General features: G+C 66.5%; 18 protein-coding genes and 1 pseudogene. 12 read left to right on the top strand and 7 right to left on the bottom strand.

Annotated elements, in window-relative coordinates; translation table 11 throughout:
* The first annotated feature begins 21 nt into the window (after positions 1 to 21).
* Positions 22 to 1,095, top strand: coding sequence for a UDP-glucuronic acid decarboxylase family protein (locus IEW34_RS20205; protein ID WP_188611023.1), 1,074 nt, complete (start codon positions 22 to 24; stop codon positions 1,093 to 1,095).
* 93 nt (positions 1,096 to 1,188) lie between these two features.
* On the opposite strand, the gene IEW34_RS20200 is transcribed toward IEW34_RS20205, so the two are convergent.
* Genes IEW34_RS20200 through IEW34_RS20185 form a run of 4 tightly spaced genes read right to left on the bottom strand, consistent with a single transcriptional unit; the run spans position 1,189 to position 4,592 of the window.
* Entirely contained in the window at positions 1,189 to 2,100 is a 912-nt protein-coding gene (locus tag IEW34_RS20200; RefSeq protein ID WP_188611022.1) for a beta-xylosidase, read from the bottom strand.
* Entirely contained in the window at positions 2,097 to 2,855 is a 759-nt protein-coding gene (locus IEW34_RS20195; protein WP_188611021.1) for a TIGR04290 family methyltransferase, read from the bottom strand. The genes IEW34_RS20200 and IEW34_RS20195 overlap by 4 nt, the downstream gene beginning before the upstream one ends.
* 37 nt (positions 2,856 to 2,892) lie before the next feature.
* On the bottom strand, positions 2,893 to 3,489 hold the full coding sequence (locus IEW34_RS20190; protein WP_244642106.1) for a histidine phosphatase family protein: 597 nt from the start codon (positions 3,487 to 3,489) through the stop codon (positions 2,893 to 2,895).
* Positions 3,486 to 4,592 (bottom strand): inositol-3-phosphate synthase, encoded by a 1,107-nt coding sequence (locus tag IEW34_RS20185; protein WP_244642105.1) that lies wholly within the window; start codon positions 4,590 to 4,592, stop codon positions 3,486 to 3,488. Before IEW34_RS20185 ends, IEW34_RS20190 begins: the two co-directional genes overlap by 4 nt.
* 77 nt (positions 4,593 to 4,669) lie before the next feature.
* Here IEW34_RS20185 and IEW34_RS20180 point away from each other — a divergent pair, with 77 nt between their 5' ends.
* From IEW34_RS20180 to IEW34_RS20145, 8 genes are all read left to right on the top strand, one after another.
* A complete protein-coding gene (locus tag IEW34_RS20180) occupies positions 4,670 to 4,807 on the top strand; it encodes a hypothetical protein (RefSeq protein WP_188611019.1) in 138 nt (45 codons plus the stop codon).
* A 75-nt stretch (positions 4,808 to 4,882) separates the two neighbouring features.
* The gene (locus tag IEW34_RS20175; RefSeq protein WP_188611018.1) at positions 4,883 to 5,974 is read left to right on the top strand and encodes a CgeB family protein; all 1,092 of its coding nucleotides are present in this window, start codon (positions 4,883 to 4,885) and stop codon (positions 5,972 to 5,974) included.
* A 3-nt stretch (positions 5,975 to 5,977) separates the two neighbouring features.
* Complete coding sequence (locus tag IEW34_RS20170; RefSeq protein WP_188611017.1) at positions 5,978 to 6,790, top strand: sugar phosphate nucleotidyltransferase; 813 nt, start codon at positions 5,978 to 5,980, stop codon at positions 6,788 to 6,790.
* 5 nt (positions 6,791 to 6,795) lie between these two features.
* Entirely contained in the window at positions 6,796 to 7,599 is an 804-nt protein-coding gene (locus tag IEW34_RS20165) for a PIG-L deacetylase family protein (RefSeq protein WP_188611016.1), read from the top strand.
* An 8-nt stretch (positions 7,600 to 7,607) separates the two neighbouring features.
* Positions 7,608 to 8,654, top strand: coding sequence for a glycosyltransferase (locus IEW34_RS20160; RefSeq protein WP_244642104.1), 1,047 nt, complete (start codon positions 7,608 to 7,610; stop codon positions 8,652 to 8,654).
* Positions 8,651 to 9,652, top strand: a complete 1,002-nt coding sequence (locus IEW34_RS20155) for a GNAT family N-acetyltransferase (RefSeq protein ID WP_188611014.1) — start codon at positions 8,651 to 8,653, stop codon at positions 9,650 to 9,652. Before IEW34_RS20160 ends, IEW34_RS20155 begins: the two co-directional genes overlap by 4 nt.
* Positions 9,653 to 9,665: 13 nt before the next feature.
* The gene (locus tag IEW34_RS20150; protein WP_244642114.1) at positions 9,666 to 10,520 is read left to right on the top strand and encodes a class I SAM-dependent methyltransferase; all 855 of its coding nucleotides are present in this window, start codon (positions 9,666 to 9,668) and stop codon (positions 10,518 to 10,520) included.
* A 56-nt stretch (positions 10,521 to 10,576) separates the two neighbouring features.
* Positions 10,577 to 11,782, top strand: coding sequence for a phosphopentomutase (locus IEW34_RS20145; protein ID WP_188611012.1), 1,206 nt, complete (start codon positions 10,577 to 10,579; stop codon positions 11,780 to 11,782).
* Positions 11,783 to 11,865: 83 nt separating this feature from the next.
* On the opposite strand, the gene IEW34_RS20140 is transcribed toward IEW34_RS20145, so the two are convergent.
* The 3 genes from IEW34_RS20140 to IEW34_RS20130 are packed head-to-tail and all read right to left on the bottom strand — an operon-like array spanning position 11,866 to position 15,693.
* Positions 11,866 to 13,662 carry a thiamine pyrophosphate-requiring protein gene (locus tag IEW34_RS20140; protein WP_188611011.1) on the bottom strand — a complete coding sequence of 599 codons (1,797 nt, stop codon included), beginning with the start codon at positions 13,660 to 13,662 and terminating at the stop codon, positions 11,866 to 11,868.
* 40 nt (positions 13,663 to 13,702) lie between these two features.
* Complete coding sequence (locus tag IEW34_RS20135) at positions 13,703 to 14,506, bottom strand: SDR family NAD(P)-dependent oxidoreductase (protein WP_188611010.1); 804 nt, start codon at positions 14,504 to 14,506, stop codon at positions 13,703 to 13,705.
* A gap of 17 nt (positions 14,507 to 14,523) precedes the next feature.
* Positions 14,524 to 15,693, bottom strand: coding sequence for a zinc-dependent alcohol dehydrogenase (locus tag IEW34_RS20130; RefSeq protein ID WP_188611009.1), 1,170 nt, complete (start codon positions 15,691 to 15,693; stop codon positions 14,524 to 14,526).
* A gap of 279 nt (positions 15,694 to 15,972) precedes the next feature.
* Between IEW34_RS20130 and IEW34_RS31135 the strand changes: the two are divergent.
* From IEW34_RS31135 to IEW34_RS20115, 3 genes and pseudogenes are all read left to right on the top strand, one after another.
* A pseudogene (locus tag IEW34_RS31135) lies at positions 15,973 to 16,117 on the top strand (IS5/IS1182 family transposase); the annotation flags it as partial.
* Between the two features lie 302 nt (positions 16,118 to 16,419).
* Complete coding sequence (locus IEW34_RS20120) at positions 16,420 to 17,160, top strand: 4'-phosphopantetheinyl transferase family protein (RefSeq protein ID WP_188611008.1); 741 nt, start codon at positions 16,420 to 16,422, stop codon at positions 17,158 to 17,160.
* Complete coding sequence (locus IEW34_RS20115) at positions 17,160 to 18,611, top strand: oligosaccharide flippase family protein (protein ID WP_188611007.1); 1,452 nt, start codon at positions 17,160 to 17,162, stop codon at positions 18,609 to 18,611. Before IEW34_RS20120 ends, IEW34_RS20115 begins: the two co-directional genes overlap by 1 nt.
* Positions 18,612 to 18,851 lie beyond the last annotated feature (240 nt).

The following is an 18,851-nucleotide window of genomic DNA, read 5'->3' as shown; positions in this document are numbered from 1 at the left end:
CGCTTTGAAGAGGATGTGCTCATGACCTGCGAGAACGACGCCATCGCTCTCGTCGCCGGTGGCGCGGGATTTATCGGCTCGCATCTCATCGACGCGCTACTGGGTCGCGGCTGGCGGGTCATTTGCCTCGATAATTTCCAGACAGGCCGGTTCGACAACGTCCGCCACCTCGAGCGTGAGCCAAGGTTCGACGTATGCGAGGCGGATATCATCGATCCGCTGCCGGTCAGGCTCGCGCGCAGCCGCGTGCCGATCACGCACGTGTTCAACCTGGCCTGCGCCGCTTCGCCCCCGCACTACCAGGCCGATCCCGAACACACCCTGCTGACGAGCGTGGTCGGCACCCATCACCTCCTGCAGCTCGCCGAGCAACGCGGCGCCCGCTTCCTGCTGGCCTCGACCAGCGAGGTCTACGGCGATCCGGAGGTCCATCCGCAGCAGGAGAGCTACTGGGGCCACGTCAACCCGATAGGGCCCCGGGCCTGCTACGACGAGGGCAAGCGAGCGGCCGAGACGCTGAGCTTCGATTTCCTGCGTACGGCTCGTGTCGACGTACGGGTAGCGCGCATCTTCAACACCTACGGCCCGCGCATGCGCGCCGACGACGGCCGCGTGGTGTCCAATGTCATCACCCAGGCCCTCGCCGGCGACGACATCACCATCTACGGCAGCGGCGAGCAGACCCGCTCCTTCTGCTATGTGGACGACCTGGTGGACGGCCTGCTCCGGCTCATGACCCACGAGCAGGACTACCGGGGCGCCATCAACCTCGGCAATCCGCACGAGCTGAAGGTGCACGAACTCGCCGACTTGGTGGTGGCCATGACCGGCACGCGGTCGATCGTCAGCTACAAGCCGCTTCCCATCGACGATCCGCGGCGGCGGCGGCCCGATATCGGCATCGCGCGGCGGGTGCTCGGGTGGTCGCCACGGGTGCATCTGGAGGTCGGACTGGAAAAGACGATCGCTCACTTCGCGGCCGAGGCGCGCGCGGCGGCAGACCTGCCATTCGTCAGGAGCGCCGTGCGGCGGGCGAGGAGCACGGGCGCAAGGCGCAGCACGCCCTCCACCGTGGTCGCGCATTACGAGCGATGACCGCACCTAAGCGCGCGCGATCATTCGCCCGACCAGGCGAAGCCGCTGTAGCAAGAATTGATGCGGTTCAGGACGGCTTGCTCCCAGCGGCGCTCAAGCCGCCGAGAGGGAGCGAGCATCGCCCCCATAGCGCCGCATCATGCGCGCGCAGAACGCAGCGAACTCGCCCGAGACCGCCGGTGGGCTGGTGTGGTGGGGCGCCAGGCCCCTGTGCTCGGGTGTGAAGCAGAACGTCACGGTCACATCGAAATCGTCCAGCGCCAGCATCATTCGGTCAAACCAGGCGTCGGCGTTGGGGCGAAAGCTGTCGGCCCACGACAGGCCGGTGCGCACGTAGGTCACGCCGAGGCGCTTCATCCAGGAGACCGCATCGTCGAGGCGCGGATCCTCGAAGTGGAACCATTGCACAAGGCCCACCGCGGGCGTCCACTTGGCAAATTCGGTCAGCGCCGGTTTCGGCGTGCCATCGGCACGCAGCAGCCCCATGTGGAAGTGACGGTAGTAGGACGAACCCTCCGCCTCCTTGTGGCGGGTGGTGGCACCCCATTCCATGGGAAGGTCGTAGAGGCTGTACCACTGGATGCGCGGGGCCCTCCCGACAAGGAGCTCGGCGGTGCGCTTCAAGCCCCACACCTGCACCTCGTCGGCACCGAAGGTGGAGATTCCCACCTCGCTGACCCACACGGGGAGCGGCGTCACGGCCTCGATCTCGGCGAGCTTGGCGGGCCACTCGTCGACCTTCCACAGGTTCCAGTCGAGGGGGAATCCATGAACGGCCACGGCTTCCACACGGTCCAGCACGCCGCGCCCCTTCATGTTCTCCATGAAGACCGGATCAATGGGCGAAATGCCCCCGAGCACACGCGTTACGTTTGGGCTCTCGGCGGCGATCGCGTCAGCCGCCTCGATCGCCATGGCGGCGTACAGCGCCCAGTCCGGATCGAGCTCCGGATCCCAATGGGATTTGTTGTTGGGCTCGTTCCAGATCATTGCCGCTTCGATCATGCCGCACCATTCCTTGCTGGATAGACCGCGCCTTCGCCGGCCGGCCGACCGGCGCGACGGCAGACATAGACCTCGGCCTCCGGATGGCTGAGGATCTCGAAACCGGCCGAACGCAGCATCGCCTCGACGCAGGCGGCATTCGGTACCCACCAGTTGGTCGGATCCTGCGCGTAGCTGTGCTCGACGAAATGGAGCCTGGGATACCCGGGGCGCTCGAAAGGCGTCACGTCCCAGAAGTCTCTGTCCCCCACGGCAGGGTCGACCTCGGCGCTCCCCCGCTGCATGGATTGGAACACCAAGAGATTGTCGACCACGTGTTCGCGGATCAGATCCAACGCGAGCAGCGGATGCCGCAGGTGATACAGCACCCCCATGAACAGGACGATGTCGAAGCGCTCCCGAAGGGCTGCGACGTCGTAGACGGACAGCTTCGCGAACGCGATATCGAGGCCGGCGACCTCGGCCGCAAAACGCGCCTGGGCGAGATAGTCGTCGTCGAAGTCGACGCCTAGCACACGCGCCGCTCCTCTTCGCTTCATTTCGAGCGAGTAGAATCCGCCGTTGCAGCCGATATCGAGCACGCTTTTGCCGGAAAGATCCTGCGGCAACGAGCCGGCAAAGTGCCGCCACTTCACGCGCGGATAGTCACCGAGAAAGTGATCCGGGGCCGTCGCGACCCCGCTCAGATCCAGATTGTGAAACCATGGACCGAGCGCCTCGACGCGCTGCTGAATTTCCTGGGTCGAAAGCTTCATCGACACCTCCGGCGTGGGTCTTGCCAAGGTCGCTGCCTCACCACACCACCTCGTTCAGTCCCAGCAATTTCCAAGCCCAGCCAGTGACCTCGATCCGTGTGATCGACGCCGGCTCGACCTCGAAGCGCTGCCAGGCGTCGATGGAGAGGCCCAGTTGATAGATCACCACGGCCTTGATCACGTCGGCGTGGCTGACGAGAGTTATGGTGCGATCGCCGAGCTCGTGCGCGGCGGCTTCCATGTGACGGAGGATGCGGCTCTGGACGTCGTGCATGCTCTCGCCGGCCGGCGTGCGCGAGAAGCTTCGCACCTCGTTCCAACGACGGAATGCGACGTCTCGGTCGAGATCATCAAAGGTTCGGCCCGACCAGGAGCCGAAATCGACCTCGTCGAGCTCCGGCACGATCCGCGGATCGGCCAGTCCGGCCGCGGCGGCAATGGCGGCGGCCGTCTGGCACGTGCGGGGCTGCGGGCTCGTATGGATTGCGCTGATGGCTTCGCCGCGCAGGCGTGAGGCGAGGCGTCCAGCCTGCAACAGTCCTGCTTCCCCGAGCTGGATTCCCCGCGTCCGCCCCGCCAGGAACCCACCGACGTTGTCGTGGGCAGCGTGACGCACCAACAGGAACAGCGTCACTGGGGCTTCCCCGGCCTCGCGAAGCCGTCGTCGCCGGCGATGAAGCGGCGGGTCAGTTCCCGCGCCTCGTCGTCGGTGAACTGCTGGGGCGGCGACTTCATGAAGTAGCTCGAGGGGCCGACGAGCGCACCGGCCTGTCCGCGATCCATGGCAAGTTTGGCGCAGCGCACCGCGTCGATGACAATGCCGGCGGAGTTGGGCGAGTCCCACACCTCGAGCTTGACTTCGGCGTTGAGCGGGACGCCGCCGAAGGCGGTGCCTTCCAAGCGAATGTGCGCGATCTTCCTGTCGGTCAGCCACGGAACGTAATCGCTGGGGCCCACATGCACGTCGCACGCAGGCATCGGCACCGCCAATTGGCTGGTCACCGCCTGCGTTTTGGAGATCTTCTTAGACGTCAACCGCTCGCGCTCCAACATGTTCAAGAAATCGCTGTTGCCGCCGAAGTTTAGTTGGTAAGTGCGGTCGAGCCGCACGCCGCGCTCCTGGAACAGGTTGGCCAACATGCGATGGACGATGGTGGCGCCGACCTGGCTCTTGATGTCGTCACCGATGATGGGCAGGCCGCGCGTTTCGAAGCGCGCCCGCCACTCCGGCCGCGACGCTATGAACACCGGCAGGCAGTTGACCACACCGCACCCGGCTTCGAGGGCCCGGTCGACATACCATTCATTGGCGCGCTGCGAACCGACCGGCAGGTAGGACACCAACACGTCGGTCTCGCTGTCGCGGAGCACGCGTGTCACGTCTGCCACGGGCTCATTGGACTCGATCACCGCGTCGACCAGGTATTTGCCGATCCCGTCGAGCGTAATGCCGCGGTCGACGCGGACGCCCGTCGGCGCGACTTCGGCAAACGCATGGGTGTTGTTGGGCGGCGCAAGGATCGCTTCGGCGACGTCCCGCCCCACCTTCGGCGCAGCGACGTCGAAGGCGGCGGATATCTCGATATCCGAGATGTGGTAGTCGCCGAGCGTGGCGTTCATGAGCCCAGGCACCGGCTCGTTGCCGGCGACGTCGCGGTAGTAGCTCAGGCCCTGCACGAAGGAAGAGGCGCAATTGCCGATGCCGACGAGCCCGACGCGGAGTTTCTTGGCGCCCAAGTGCTTACCCTCACTCGTGTGCGAGGCACCGCGGAACGGCGGTGACGTCATGCTCGCGTAACCCGGCCTACAAAGCTATGTTCGCCGACGTGAACGTGACCAGATCAGCTTTGTTCCTGTCGAGCGCCGTCGGCGAGACGATCCAGCTCAAGGTTGCTGATTTCGACCACATGATGTCTGTTATCGACGCCAGCTACACCGTAAATCGGCTTTGATCTGCGGGTCCTCCGACGTAAGTCAAGCCGCTCCGCCAACCAGGAACAATCTATTTGGCGCCGAGTTGCTGGCCCATGAAGATCGTCGTCTTCGGCCTCACCATCAGCTCGTCCTGGGGAAATGGTCATGCCACGCTCTGGCGAGGGCTGGCCGGCGCGCTGCATCGCCGTGGCTGGCGCATCGTCTTCTTCGAGCGGGACACCTCCTACTACGCGCTCAATCGCGATCTGCACGAGATCGCCGGCGGCGAGCTCGTGCTTTACCGCAATTGGACGGATGTGGCGCCGCGCGCCGCGCGCGAGGCGCGCGATGCGGACGCGGTGATGGTCACGTCCTTCTGTCCTGACGGGATCGCCGCGGCCGATCTCTGCGCCGAGACACCGTCCGCGCTACGCATCTTCTATGATCTCGACACGCCGGTCACCCTGGCCAATCTCGGCCGTGGCGAGCGGCCCTGCTACATCGGCCCGCGCTTACTTGCGGATTTCCACCTGGTATTGAGCTATACGGGCGGGGAGGCGCTGAGCGGACTTCAAGAGTTGCTTTCCGCGCGTCGCGCCGTGCCTCTGTACGGCCACGTTGACCCGCACGTTCATCGGCCGGTTCAACCGCAGGCGGCCTTTGCCGGCGATCTCTCCTATCTCGGCACCTATGCGGCCGACCGCCAGGACGGGGTGCAGCGCTTTTTCATCGGCCCGGCCGGACTGCGGCCGAATGCGCGCTTTGTGCTTGGGGGCGCCCAGTACCCGCCCGAATTTCCGTGGGTCGACAACGTCTTTTTCGTGCGGCACCTGCCGCCGGCCGACCATGCGTCGTTCTTCTGCTCGTCTCCACTCACCCTCAACGTGACGCGGCGGGCGATGGCCGAGATGGGCTGGTGCCCATCAGGGCGCCTGTTCGAAGCCGCCGCGTGTGGAACGGCGCTGATCAGCGACGACTGGGAAGGTCTCGATACGTTCTTCGAGCCTGGCCGCGAGTTGCTTGTGGCGCGCACGGCGCAGGACGTGCTGACAGCGCTGGATCGCTCGCCCGAAGACACACGGCTCATGGGTGCCCGCGCCCGCGAGCGGGTGCTCGCGGAGCATACCTGCGATCACCGTGCAGCGCAGCTCGAAGCGCTGCTCGCCGCGACACCCCGAGCGGCGCGCGTCGCCAAGGAGGCTTGATCCATGTGGGGCATCATTCCCGCCGCGGGCCGCGGCAGCCGCATTCAGCCGCTCGCCTTCTCCAAGGAGCTGCTGCCCGTCGGCAGTCGCGTCGAAGCTGGCGTCGAGCGCCCGTGTGCCGTCAGCGAATATTTGCTCGAACGTATGGTGGCTGGCGGGGCCGACAAGATCGCCTTCGTCATTTCTCCGGGCAAGTCCGACATCATGGAGTATTACGGCGCGGGGCACGGTAGCGTCGCGGTGGTCTATGCCGTGCAACCCAAGGCCGACGGCCTGTGTGATGCGATCTTCCGGGCTGCGCCCCTGATCGCCGCGAGCGACCAGGTGCTTGTCGGCTTGCCGGACACGGTCTGGTTTCCGCGCGAGGGCTTTACGACGCTGCCGGACGGGGATCTGTCGTTCCTGCTGTTTCCCGTGGACGAGCCCAGGTATTTCGATGCGGTCGTGCTCGACGGCAACGACCGGGTAGTCGAAATCCAGGTGAAGCGAGAGGATGCGGCCTCCCAGTGGATCTGGGGCGCCTTCAAGCTGTCCGGCGCTACCTTCCACACACTGCATGACCTGTGGCTGCGCCGCGGGCGGGCCGACGAATTCGTCGGAACGCTGGTCAACGCCTATCTCGCGGCCGGGGGCGAGGCTGTGGGGGTGCGCGCTGGACGCGCTTACGTCGATGTCGGCACCTTCAACGGTTATCGTTCGGCCATCGGTCTGCTGTCCGCCCGGTCCGGCGTTGCGGGAGGCGCGATCGCCGCTGCCGGACGATGGGGCGGCGGGCCCGAGTCTGCGAGATCGGTGCCGCATGCAGCCGGCGGGTAGGTCCAATGCCACTGCTTCGACGAATCGCGCATACGCCCGACCGACCCCTCGGCGGGGCCGATGTCGCCGTGGTGGTCGCCCATCCCGACGACGAGACGCTGGGGTGCGGCGGGCTGCTCGGGCGCTTGTCCGGCGGGCGGCTGATCGTCGTCACGGACGGGGCGCCGCGCGAGGGCGCCGACGCGTCGCGCTGCGGCTTCTCCGATCCCGGCGCGTATGGAACCTGCCGGCGCGCCGAGCTGATCCGTGCGCTCGCGGTGGCGCGGGTGCCGGCTTCGGCACTGATCCTCTTGGACGTCCCCGACCAGGGCGTCTGCCATCGGATGGCTGAGATCGCCCGCGCGCTCGCGCGGCTGTTTGCGATCCACGGCATCAGGAGTGTGTTCACCCACGCCTTCGAAGGCGGCCATCCCGACCACGACGGCATCGCGTTCTGCGTCCGCCTCGCCGCAGACCTACCAGGCTCGAGCATCGTCGAAATCATCGAGATGCCCCTCTATCACCTGGGCGAGGCCGGCATATGCGTCCAGCGGTTCTGCGACGGCGACCACGGCGTGGTCATCGACCTGAAGCCGGGCGAGCGCATGCGCAAGCGTCGCATGCTGGCCTGCCACGCCACGCAGACGGACACCCTTCGCCCGTTCTCGGTCCGGCAGGAGCGCTTCCGCGCCGCGCCGGACTACTGTTTCGCTGCGCTGCCGAACCGAGGCCGTTGCCTCTACGGCGGCCACGACTGGGGGCTATCGCCGGCCGACTGGCCCGCCTGCGTGGGGGCGGCGCGCCGCGCTTTCGAAAGGCTGGCCGCATGAGTCTCACCGTGCTCAGCGTCGCCTATCCGTTCGCGCCGGTCAGCCGCGATACGGCCGGCGGCGCCGAGCAGGTGCTGGCCATGATCGATGCCGGGTTGACCGGCGCCGGTCACACCTCCCTCGTGATGGCCCAGACCGGCTCGCGGGTGGCCGGCACCTTGCTACCCATGCCGAGGCCGCACGGCCCGCTCGACGATGCTGCACGAGCCCGGTTTGAACGGCTCTATCGCGACGCGCTGGCTGCCGCGCTCCGCAGTCGGCGGATCGATCTCGTGCACATGCACGGGGTCGACTACCAGGCCTATCTGCCAGAGGCAGGCCTGCCGGTGCTGGCGACGCTGCATCTGCCGCCCGGCTGGTATCCACCCGCGGCGCTCGCGCCGCTTCGCCCACGCACCTTCGTGCATGGTGTGTCCGCGGCCCAGCACAGGGCGGCCGCCCGTCCCGGCCTGCTGTCACCGATCGAGAACGGGATCGAGCTGGAGGCGTTCGCCGGTCGCCATGCCAAACGCCGTTTCGTGTTGATGCTCGCCCGCATGTGTCCGGAAAAGGGCGTGCACCTCGCCATCGACGCAGCTAAGCAGGCGGAGCTGCCGCTGCTGATTGCGGGCAAGCTTTTCCCCTATCCGGACCATGAACGCTATTTCGCCGACGCCGTCGCGCCACGGCTCGACCGATGGCGCCGCTACATCGGGCCGGTGGGCCTCGCGCGCAAGCGCAGGCTGCTTGGCGCAGCGCACTGCGTGGTGATCGCTTCGACGGTTGCCGAGACGAGCTCGCTCGTCGCCCGTGAGGCGCTTGCGGCAGGGACCGCGGTCGTGGCCCTGGCCCGCGGCGCACTGGTCGACGCAGTCGACCACGGCGTCACCGGGTTTCTCGCCAACGACGTCGCGGAGCTGGCCTTCGGCCTGAGGCGAGCTCACACGCTCGATGGACGGGTGTGCCGCCAGGTCGCCCGCGCCCGCTTCGATGGGCGGCAGATGGTGGCGAGCTACATCGCCCGCTATCGCGAGCTGATCGCCGATGGCTTGCCTGAAACGGGAGCCGCCGCATGAGGCTCAGACTCGCAAGGATCGATCAACTAAGCGACCTGGAGGCGATTGCCGACGAGTGGTGGGCGCTCTGGCATCGGGCCCCGAGCGCCACCCCATTCCAATCGCCCACATGGCTCATTCCATGGTGGAAGACCTTTGCGCCGGGCAAGCTCTGCGTGCTGGCAGTCAAGCATGGGGCAACGCTCGTCGGTCTGGCTCCCTTTTACGTCGAACCGGGCGGCCGCGCCCTGCCGCTCGGCATCTCGGTCAGCGACTATCTGGACGTGTTGGTCGATCCGGACCATCTCGCGCCGGCGGGCGACGTCTTGAGCGGTGCCATTGTCGACGGCTTGCATGCGGGAATTTCCGCCTGGGCCCTGCCCGAGCTGCGGCCGACCGCGCAGGCGTTGGATCTGGCGCCGGATGCCATCGGCGAGCTGCATCCCGGCGACGTATGCCCGGTGCTCGCCCTGCCGGATCAGGCACAGGACCTAGCCGAGGTCGTGCCGCACGCGCGGATGCGCAAGGTGCGCATGGCGCGCCATCGAGCGGCGCGGGCCGGCGGATACACCATCGAGGTCTGTGGAACGCCGGCCCTTGTCGATGCCCTGGGCGATCTCGTCCGCCTGCACGCCATCCGCTGGGCCGAGCGCGGCGGCGGCATCTTCGCCGACGAGCGGGTCGCGGCATTCCATCGTGAAGCGCTGCCGGCACTCGACCGCGCGGGGTTGCTGCGCGTCCTGCGGTGTCGCATCGGCGGCGAGGTGGCAGGCGTCTACTACGGTCTGCGCGACGGCACATGCGCCTATGCCTACATCGGCGGCTTCGACCCGCAGCAGGCCTACACCAGCCCCGGTACCCTGCTGATCGCCGCCGCCATCGAGGACGCGGTGGCTGCCGGCGCGCGAGAGTTCCACTTCCTGCGCGGTGACGAGCCCTACAAGCACGCGTGGGGTGCCGTCGACCGACTCAATTGCTGCCGGATATTTCGGCCATTGAAGGCGTTGGCGTATGGCTGAGGCGTTGGATGCGGTGCTGGGTCTTTGCGCGGACGGCGAGCTGCCGCCGGGCATCGCCCTTGCTCAGCTCTGCCTTGCCGCAACCGACGAGCAGGGCGCGCGGCATGCGCTGGCCCACGCCTTGGCCGACGCCGCGCCCGCCCCCCGGCGTCGCCTGGCCGCGGTATACGCCCTGTGGAATGCGACTCCCGCCGCCTTCGCCGTCACGCGAGCGGTCGCGTCGACAAGCGCGGAGGTGGATACGGAGCGGACGCCCGCAACATGGGCACGCGCGTTCGATGCGGCAGCGGCGATCTCGCCGGAAGCGGCCGTTGCCTTGTACAGCCTCGGGCGCCCGGATCTCCTGGCATCTGCCACGGCGGAGATCGTCGACGACTTGCGCGCGCGGGGGGTGCTCGGTGCCGATCGCCGTGTCGTGGACGTCGGCTGCGGCATCGGTCGCATTCTCGCCGCGCTCGCGCCCCGCGTGAAGGAGGCGGTCGGGATCGAGGTGTCGGCCGTGATGATCGCGGAAGCGCGCAAACGTTGCGCCGGGCTTGAGAACATCACGCTTGCGCCGGGCAGCGGCTCGGACCTGGCGCCCTGCTCGAGTGCGGCTTACGAGCTCGTGCTTTTCGTCGACAGCTTTCCTTACGTCGTAGCCAGCGGTCCCGCCCTCGTCGTCGCCAACCTGCGCGAAGCGCACCGCGTTCTGCGCCCGCGGAGCAGACTCCTCATCTACAATTATTCATATCGCGGCAGCGACGACGACGATCGCCACGACGTGTCGAGACTGGCCGGCGAGCTTGGGTTTCATGTGCTGGAGAATGGCCGACGGGGACTGCGGCGCTGGGACGGCGCCGTCTTCGATCTCATGCGAACGGGCTGACCCAGAAGCACTCAAGGTTCAGATGCCCTGGAGCAGGTCCAGCCGGAGGAAGAGGTATGCCGCGCGCATTTCTGATCGTGATGGATTCCGTCGGCATCGGCGCGGCCCCGGACGCCGGGCGCTACGGCGACAGCGGTGCCGACACTGTCGGCCATATCGCCGACTTCTGTGCCCGCGAACGCGGCGCGCAGCTCGAGGTTCCGCACCTCGTGCGGCTCGGCCTCGGACGGGCCTGTTATCTGGCGACCGGGCGCGTGCCGGCCGGGCTCGACGGTGCCCTATCACCCGGCGGCCGTTATGGCTGCGCGGCCGAGGTGTCGAAGGGCAAGGACACCCCATCGGGACATTGGGAGATCGCCGGACTGCCCGTGCCCTTCGAATGGGGCTATTTCCCCAAGACGTCCCCGTGCTTTCCGCCAGAACTGGTCGCCGAGCTCTGCGGCCGGGCCGCCCTTCCCGGCATCCTCGGCGATTGTCATGCTTCGGGCACCGAGATCATCGAGCGCCTCGGCGCAGCTCACATGAGTTCGGGCAAGCCGATCTGCTACACATCCGCCGACAGCGTCTTTCAGATCGCCGCGCACGAAGAAGCCTTTGGCCTGGAGCGGCTCTACGACATTTGCGCCGTTGCGCGCGAACTCACACGGCCGCTGATGGTGGGACGGGTCATCGCTCGTCCGTTCATCGGCGAGCCCGGCCGGTTCGAGCGCACGCCGCGGAGGCGGGATTTCGCCATCGCGCCACCGGCCCCGACCTTGCTGTCGCTCGCGTCGCGCGAAGGGCGCCAGGTGATCTCCATCGGCAAGATCGGCGACATCTTCGCCCATGAGGGCACGGGACGGGAGGTCAAGGCAACCGGTAACAGCGCGCTGATGGAGGCGACCGCGAAGGCGGTTGCCGAGCTGGCCGATGGGGGGCTGGCATTCACCAATCTGATCGACTTCGACAGCCTCTACGGCCATCGACGCGATCCGCCGGGGTATGCGCGGGCCCTGGAAGCATTCGACGCCCAGCTCGGGCAACTGCTGGGGCAGTTGCAGAGCGGGGACGCGCTCATTGTCACCGCCGACCACGGCTGCGATCCGACCTGGGCGGGCACCGACCATACGCGGGAATGGGTTCCGGTGCTGGCGGTCAGTCCGGGAACAAGCGGCGCGTCCATGGGCAGGCGCACGAGCTTCGCCGATGTGGGCGCGGCCTGCGCCGCTCACCTTCGGCTACCGGAGGTTCTGTCCGGGCAGCCGGCAGGCATGCTCGATTGACGCCAGCGTTTGTCGCACACCGCTCCTTCGATCGTGCCTCAGACGCCGGCAGGAAGGGCGCCTCGCTCACACCCCACGTCACGTCAGTGTTTGTCGCTCGCACCGGGTAGTATCGCCCCCACCAGCTGCCGCGCGGTGCCCTTGATGACGCTGGCGGTGCTAGGCTCTCCGTGCGCGAGCGCCGACGCCAGGTTGCGCGCCTGCTCGAAGGTGATGTGCGGCGGCAGCGGCGGCACCTCGGGATCGGTCTTCACCTCGATCACCACAGGTCGGTCGGCCGACAGTGCCTCCTCCCAGGCGCGTCCCACCTGTCCCGGATCGTCGACAAAGATGCCTTTGAGGCCGATCAGCTCGGCGAAGCGGTGATACGGCACGTCGGGGATATTCTGGGACGCCTCGAACTTGGGATCCCCCTCCATGACGCGCTGCTCCCACGTCACCTGGTTGAGATCGGCGTTGTTCAAGACGCAGGCGATCCAACGCGGATCAGCCCATTGGCGCCAGTACTTGGCCACGGTGATCAGCTCGGCCATGTTGTTCATCTGCATGGCGCCATCGCCGACCAGCGCGATGACAGCTCGCTGCGGGTGAGCGAACTTGGCGGCGATGGCGTAGGGCACGGCCGAGCCCATGGAGGCGAGGCGGCCGGAAAGCGACGCCATCATGCCGCGGCGCATCTTGAGATCGCGGGCAAACCAATTGGCGCACGATCCGGAATCGCTGGTGAGAATGACGCCGTCCGGCAGGCGCGGCGACAGTTCCCAGGTGACCAACTGCGGGTTGACCGGATCGGCCTTGACCTTCGCCCGCTCTGCGAGCGTCGCCCACCACGCGTCGACCTCGGCTGCGATCGTCGCGCGCCAGCTGTTGGCGTCCTTCGCGTTCAAAAGCGGCAGCAGCGCGCGCAGGGTCTCGCGGGCATCGCCCACCAGGCTCACCTCCATGGGGTAGCGCAGCGACAGCATGTCGGGCTTGATGTCGACCTGCACCCCGCGGGCCTGGCCTTCCGGGGGCAGGAACTCCGCATAGGGAAAGTCGGAGCCGACCATCAGCAGCGTATCGCACTCGTTCATCAAGGTGTCGCTCGGCTTGGTGCCGAGCAGGCCGATCGACCCGGTGACCCAGGGCAGGTCGTCGGGCAGGACGGCCTTACCGAGCAGCGCCTTGGCAACGCCCGCGCCCAGCCGATCGGCCACGGCGATCACCTCGTCCGTGGCCCCCAGCGCGCCAGCGCCGACCAGCATCGCCACTTTGGATCCCGCGTTCAGCACCGCGGCGGCGCGCTCCAGGTCGGCGTCGAACGGCATGACCCGGGCAGGCGACAGTCCGACTCCCGAATGCAGTGTGCCGTGCTGGCGTGGCGGCTCCTCATAGGGAAGCTCCTGGAGGTCGTTGGGTAGGATCAGCGCCGTCACCGTCTTGCGGCCGAGTGCGATGCGCACCGCGCGGTCCACCAGATGGCGCACCTGGGCCGGGACCATCGCCTGCTGGACGAAATCGCTTGCCACGTCCTTGAACATGGACAGGAGGTCCAGCTCCTGCTGGTAGTGGCCGCCGAGGGCCGTGCGTGCCTGCTGTCCGACGATGGCCAGTACCGGCTGATGGTCCAGCCGCGCATCGTAGAGGCCGGTCAAGAGATGCGATGCCCCCGGCCCGGAGGTGGCGATGCAGACGCCGAGCTCGCCGGTGAACTTGGCATGTGCTGCGGCCATGAAGGCGGCCATCTCCTCATGCCGGGCCTGGATGAATTCGATCTTGCCTTCCGCCCGGTTCAACGCGCCGAAGACGCCGTTGATGCCGTCACCGGGATAGCCGAACAGCCGCCGCACGCCCCACGCCGCGAGCCGTGCCACGACGAAATCTCCGACGGTCTGGGCCATGGCCGGCGTCCTTGCGTTTCTGTTGCGGATGAGGGCTGCGTCAGCGGCCGCCCGAGCCCGGCTCCGCCATCTTGCGGTGCTGCTCGGCCAGCACGGCGGCGGGCGTCACGTGCGCCATGGTCGCCTGCAGCTTGTTCTTCCAGCCGGCGACGACGTCGCCCTCGCCCTTCATCATCGCGTCGAAGCCGACCTTGGCGACGGCCGCAGGGTCGTCCTTCTTCTGCTGTCCGACGGCGGTGTCCATCAGGTCGCCCCGCTCGAAGAACTCGGTCTCCGTCGGACCCGGCATCAGGCAGGTCACGCTAACGCCGGTATCCTTCAGCTCGTTGCGCAGCGCCCAGGAAAAGGAATCGAGGAACGCCTTCGTGCCGTTATAGACCGCCTGGAACGCTCCCGGGATGAAGCCGGCAATCGAACCGGTGATCAGGATCCTGCCCCGGTTGTGCGTGCGCATGTCGCGGCCGATCTTGTGGATCAGCAGCAGGGTGCCGGTCAGATTGGTGTCCAGCACCTGGCGCCAGTCGGCCGGCTCCTGGTCAAGGAAGCCCTTGCCGAGCCCGCGCCCAGCATTGGCGAGCAGCGCCGCCACGGGCCGGCCGTCGGCGGCCGCCAGCGCGCAGAGCTCGAGCACACCCTTTTCGGTCGCAAGATCGGCTTCGAGCGTTTCCACCCGAGCGCCTCTGCCCCTGAGATCGGAGGCGGCGCGTTCGATCTCGGGCTCGTCAGCGGCGATGATCAGGTCGAAACCGTTGTTCGCGCATTGGAGGGCCAGCTCGTAGCCGATGCCGGTGGATGCGCCGGTCACAATGGCCAGCGGCCGGCCGGAGGGTTCACGCGATGCCATGGTCCGTCTCCTGTCGGTCAGGGGCGCAGGACGACCTTGATGCAGCCGTCCTGCTTGTCTCTGAAGGTCTCGTAAAGGCCAGGTCCGTCTTCCAGAGAGGCGCGATGCGTGATGACGAAAGACGGGTCGATCTCGCCTTTCTCGATGCGCTCCAGCAGCAACGGCAGGTAGCGTTGCACCGGCGTCTGAGCCATGCGGAACGTCAGGCCGCGGTTGATGGCCGAGCCCATGGGGATTTTGTCGAGATAGCCGCCATAGACGCCGACGATGGAGACGGTGCCGAAGTTGCGGCAGCATTGGATCGCCTGGCGCAGCACGTGCGGGCGGTCCGTGCCCATGAAGGTCGCCACCTTGAGCCGATCGATTCGCGCGTAGAAGCTGGACGCTGCATCGGCCTCCGTGCCCACCGCGTCGATGCAGGCGTCGGCGCCGCGGCCCTTGGTCAACTCGCGGATGCGCTCGTAGATATCCTCTTCGAGAAAATCGAGCACCTCGGCGCCCCCGGCCTGCGCCAGCGCCAGTCGCTCCGGCACCGTGTCGATGGCGATCACCCGTTCCGCGCCCAGCAGGACGGCGCTGCGGATGGCGAATTGGCCGACAGGTCCGCAGCCCCACACGGCAATCGTGTCGCCCGGCTGGATGTTGCAGAACTCGGCGGCCATGTAGCCGGTGGGGAAGATGTCCGAGAGGAACAGCACCTGCTCATCGCTGAGGCCGGTCGGCACCTTGATGGGTCCGACATCTGCATAGGGCACGCGCAGATATTCAGCCTGACCGCCGGCATAGCCACCGAGCATATGCGAATAGCCGAAGAGGCCGGCGGGCGAGTATCCCCACATCTTCTCGGCTTGAGCCTTGTCGGGGTTGGAGCGCTCGCAGCCGGAGTAGAAGCCGCGCCGGCAAAAGAAACATTCGCCGCAAGAAATGGTGAATGGCACGACGACGCGGTCGCCGACCTTCAGCGCCTTGTTCTCGGGGCCGACCTCGACGACTTCGCCCATGGTCTCGTGGCCGAGAACGTCGCCGCTCTGCATGGACGGAATGACGCCGTCATAGATGTGCACGTCCGAGCCGCAGATCGCGCAAGCCGTCACCTTGATGATGGCGTCCCGGCCGTGCTCGATCCTGGGATCGTCGACGCGCTCGCAGCGGATGTCGCCTTTGCCGTGCCAGGTCAACGCTTTCATCAGCGGCCTCGTTTTTTTGCGTGGTGAGCGCGGGACTAGAAAAATGGCTCTGGAGGCCGGACATCGCCCGGATGCCGTCAGGGCGACCAAGTCTTGGGAACGGCGCAGCGCCCGTAGAGTTCCTGCATTGCCAAGTCCAAGCAGGACAAACTGGTGCGCGTAGAACCCCAAAAATTTCGCATCGACTAACTTCGTCTCGAGCAGTCCGATGAGAGAGCCTTTGGCACCGCGAGCTCGGCCTTGCGCTGGCAGGTCGCATTGTGGGGCGACAGCGGTCACAAGTCGGCCGATCTCGACTTCGCGCTGGGATCATACGTCGACGGGACGGAACAAAAGAGCTTCGAGGTTCTCCCGCGTGTTTGGGTGCGAGCGGACGTTCGGTTGGATAATCCGCTGGCGACGGCTGGTCAGGGACTATGAACGAGCGACCCGGCCTCCCCGCTCTCCTCCCTCATGCAGACGCGCGACGCGGTCGGCCAAGGTGCAGGACAGAGTCCGCTTCTCGTCTTCCGCTATCCAAATGGACGAGAGATCTAAGACCATTTGGTCCTTTCCTCGGCCGTGGTGATGCCCACGCTTATCAAGAGGACTAGAGGACGACACATTGTTTCGGAGTTTCTCGAATAGGCCTTGAAGGTTAGCTTCGCCCGCCAGCGGCCTTCGGCACAGCCCTCCAAGCTCTCCGCACGGCGGGCCGGCTTGCCGCATTGGGGCATGAGGGATCTGATGAACGCGGCGCCTTGGACGGAGATACGGGACGTGCGCCGACCGGCTCCTCCCTGCGCGAATGCCGTGGACCTCTGGCTGATCGACTTGGATGGCGCCCGCCCTTCGATCACCGGTGCGCTCAACGTAGAAGAGCGCAGACGCGCCGGTCGTTTTGCTTTTGCGCGCGATGCGCGCCGCTTCGCCGCGGCGCGTGGATACTTGCGCCATATATTGGGCGCGAGACTCGACTGCCCGCCCGCAGAGATCGCGTTCGAGGTCGGTCCATGGGGTAAACCGGCATTGCCGCCAAGTGTCGCGAGCTGCTTGGCGTTCAATCTCTCTCATTCCGGCGGCCAGGCGCTCATCGCCCTCGCCCACACGGCAAGTCTCGGAGTTGATTTGGAGGAAATGCGTCCTATCGATGGCTGGCAGGGGCTGATGGACACGTTTGCCTCTTATGAAGCTCAATCCATTCTGCGGACGAGGCCATCTGCTCAGATGGATGCATTTTTCGCTTGTTGGACCCGAAGGGAAGCGGTCGTCAAACTTTGGGGGGAAGGATTTTCGGCAGATCTACACTCCTTTGAGGTCTCCACCGACCCCGACGCTCCGGCGCGGATCCTATCTGTGACGCGGCCGGGCATAACCGCTGCGGACATCAGCCTTTGGAGCTTCAAGGCGACGCCGCGGAGTTGGGCGGCGCTCGCGATACCGGCGGTTGGCGGTTCCGTGGAACTGCGCTTCTGGCGTCTGATCTAGTGCCGAGGATCATCCGCGCCGTTGCGCTCGCGTCCAGCGAGCGCTACTTCAGCGTGCTGACAAGCATCGGCGCAACCATTGTGCTCTCTCGATTGTTGACCCCGAGCGAGTTCGGGATCGGCGTCGTCGGGTTTGCAGCCGCCGCGCTGGCGGAGGGCGTGCGCGAGGTCAGCGCTTCCAATTACATCGTGCAGACCCGCCATCTCAATCGTTCCGCGCTGCGCACAGTCTTCACTCTCAACGGGCTCTTCACACTCGCGATCGCCGCGTGCCTCTATGGCCTCGCGCGTCCGCTCGCCCGCTTCTACAATCTCGATGAGTTGCAGACATTCCTCCAGGTCTTCGCGCTGGGCTTCGCCTTGGGGCTCACCTCCGGACCGGCTGGGGCGCTGATGGCGCGCGAACTCGCCTTCGGACGCCGAGGCGCCGCAGGCCTCCTCGTCACCGTGATCAACGCCGGCGCCGCAATCCTCTTCGCTCTGCAAGGCGCAAGCTACATGAGCTTCGCTTGGGCCTATGTCATCTCCAATGGCGCATCGGCGTTCATCTACCCGGTCCTCCTTCGGGATTGGACGATGTTCGGGATCAGTTTGCGGGATTGGCGCAGAGTGCTGACATTCGGCATGTACGGCGCCGCGACGCGTCTGCTCAACATCGCCAGTGAGAATGCCGCCTACCTCGTCATGGGCCGTTTTGTGTCGCCGGGCGGGATCGGTCTCCTCTACCGGGCCGGGATGGTGGTGACGCTTCCCGATCGTGTCTTGCTCGGTGCCGTATCCTCCGTCGCATTTCCCGCCTTTTCGCGCGAGGCCCGCGACGGGGTGCCCCTCGGCCCAACCTACGTCCGCGCCGCCGAGCTGATGACCGCCATCTACTGGCCCGCGCTCACGGTTATCGGGCTGCTCGCCTTCCCGATTATCCTGACGCTGCTCGGCGCGCAGTGGCGGGAAGCCGCGACCCTCGTTCAAATCATGGCCGGAGCCGCTCTGTTCAACGCCCCAATGGGCATCAGCTATACCGTACCCATCGCGCTCGGCGCCATTCGCCTCACGACGCTCCTCGCCCTGTTCCAGGCGCTCGTTTCGGTCCTGTGCATCGCGGCCGCGGCGCCTTACGGAGCAAGGGCGATCGCTTGGAGTGCCTGGGTCTCGGTTCCGATCAATGTCGGAGCCGCGCTCTTTCTCGTGCACCGCGTCGCACCCTTCTCGGTTGGCGAGCTGGCCATGCGGCTCGCGGGTAGCGCCGCGGTTACTTTCGGAACGGCGCTCGGGCCACTTGTCGTGATCGCGGCAGCCGGTTGGCGTTTTGATTTGCCGCCTCTCGCGAGCCTATGCGCCATCCTCCTGGCCGGACTGGGTTGGCTCGCGAGCCTGGCGGGCGTCCGTCATCCGCTCCTTGGGCACATACGAAATGTTCTACGGCACAGTCGAACCCGCCTGACGACTGGCTAACGATCCAACGACAATTGGATACTCCAGAGGGTTTGCGGAGCGGCACGTCCAATAACAACGATCTCGAGTGCGATGCCGGCGAGAACGCCCGCGTTGATTGGACGATCACCAAGATTAGCGCCGCCGCTGCTCCTTCCTCAATGCGGCACGCCGCAGTGTGCGATGAAGAGCGTGCGAGCTTCCGACGGCAGCCTCACGTGGGCGGCGTGAGCTCGACCATCGATCTGCGGCTCTCTACCG

The sequence above is a fragment of the Chelatococcus reniformis genome (genome assembly GCF_014640075.1).
GTDB classification, from domain to species: Bacteria; Pseudomonadota; Alphaproteobacteria; order Rhizobiales; family Beijerinckiaceae; genus Camelimonas; species Camelimonas reniformis.
This window is presented reverse-complemented; position numbering and strand designations above follow the sequence as displayed.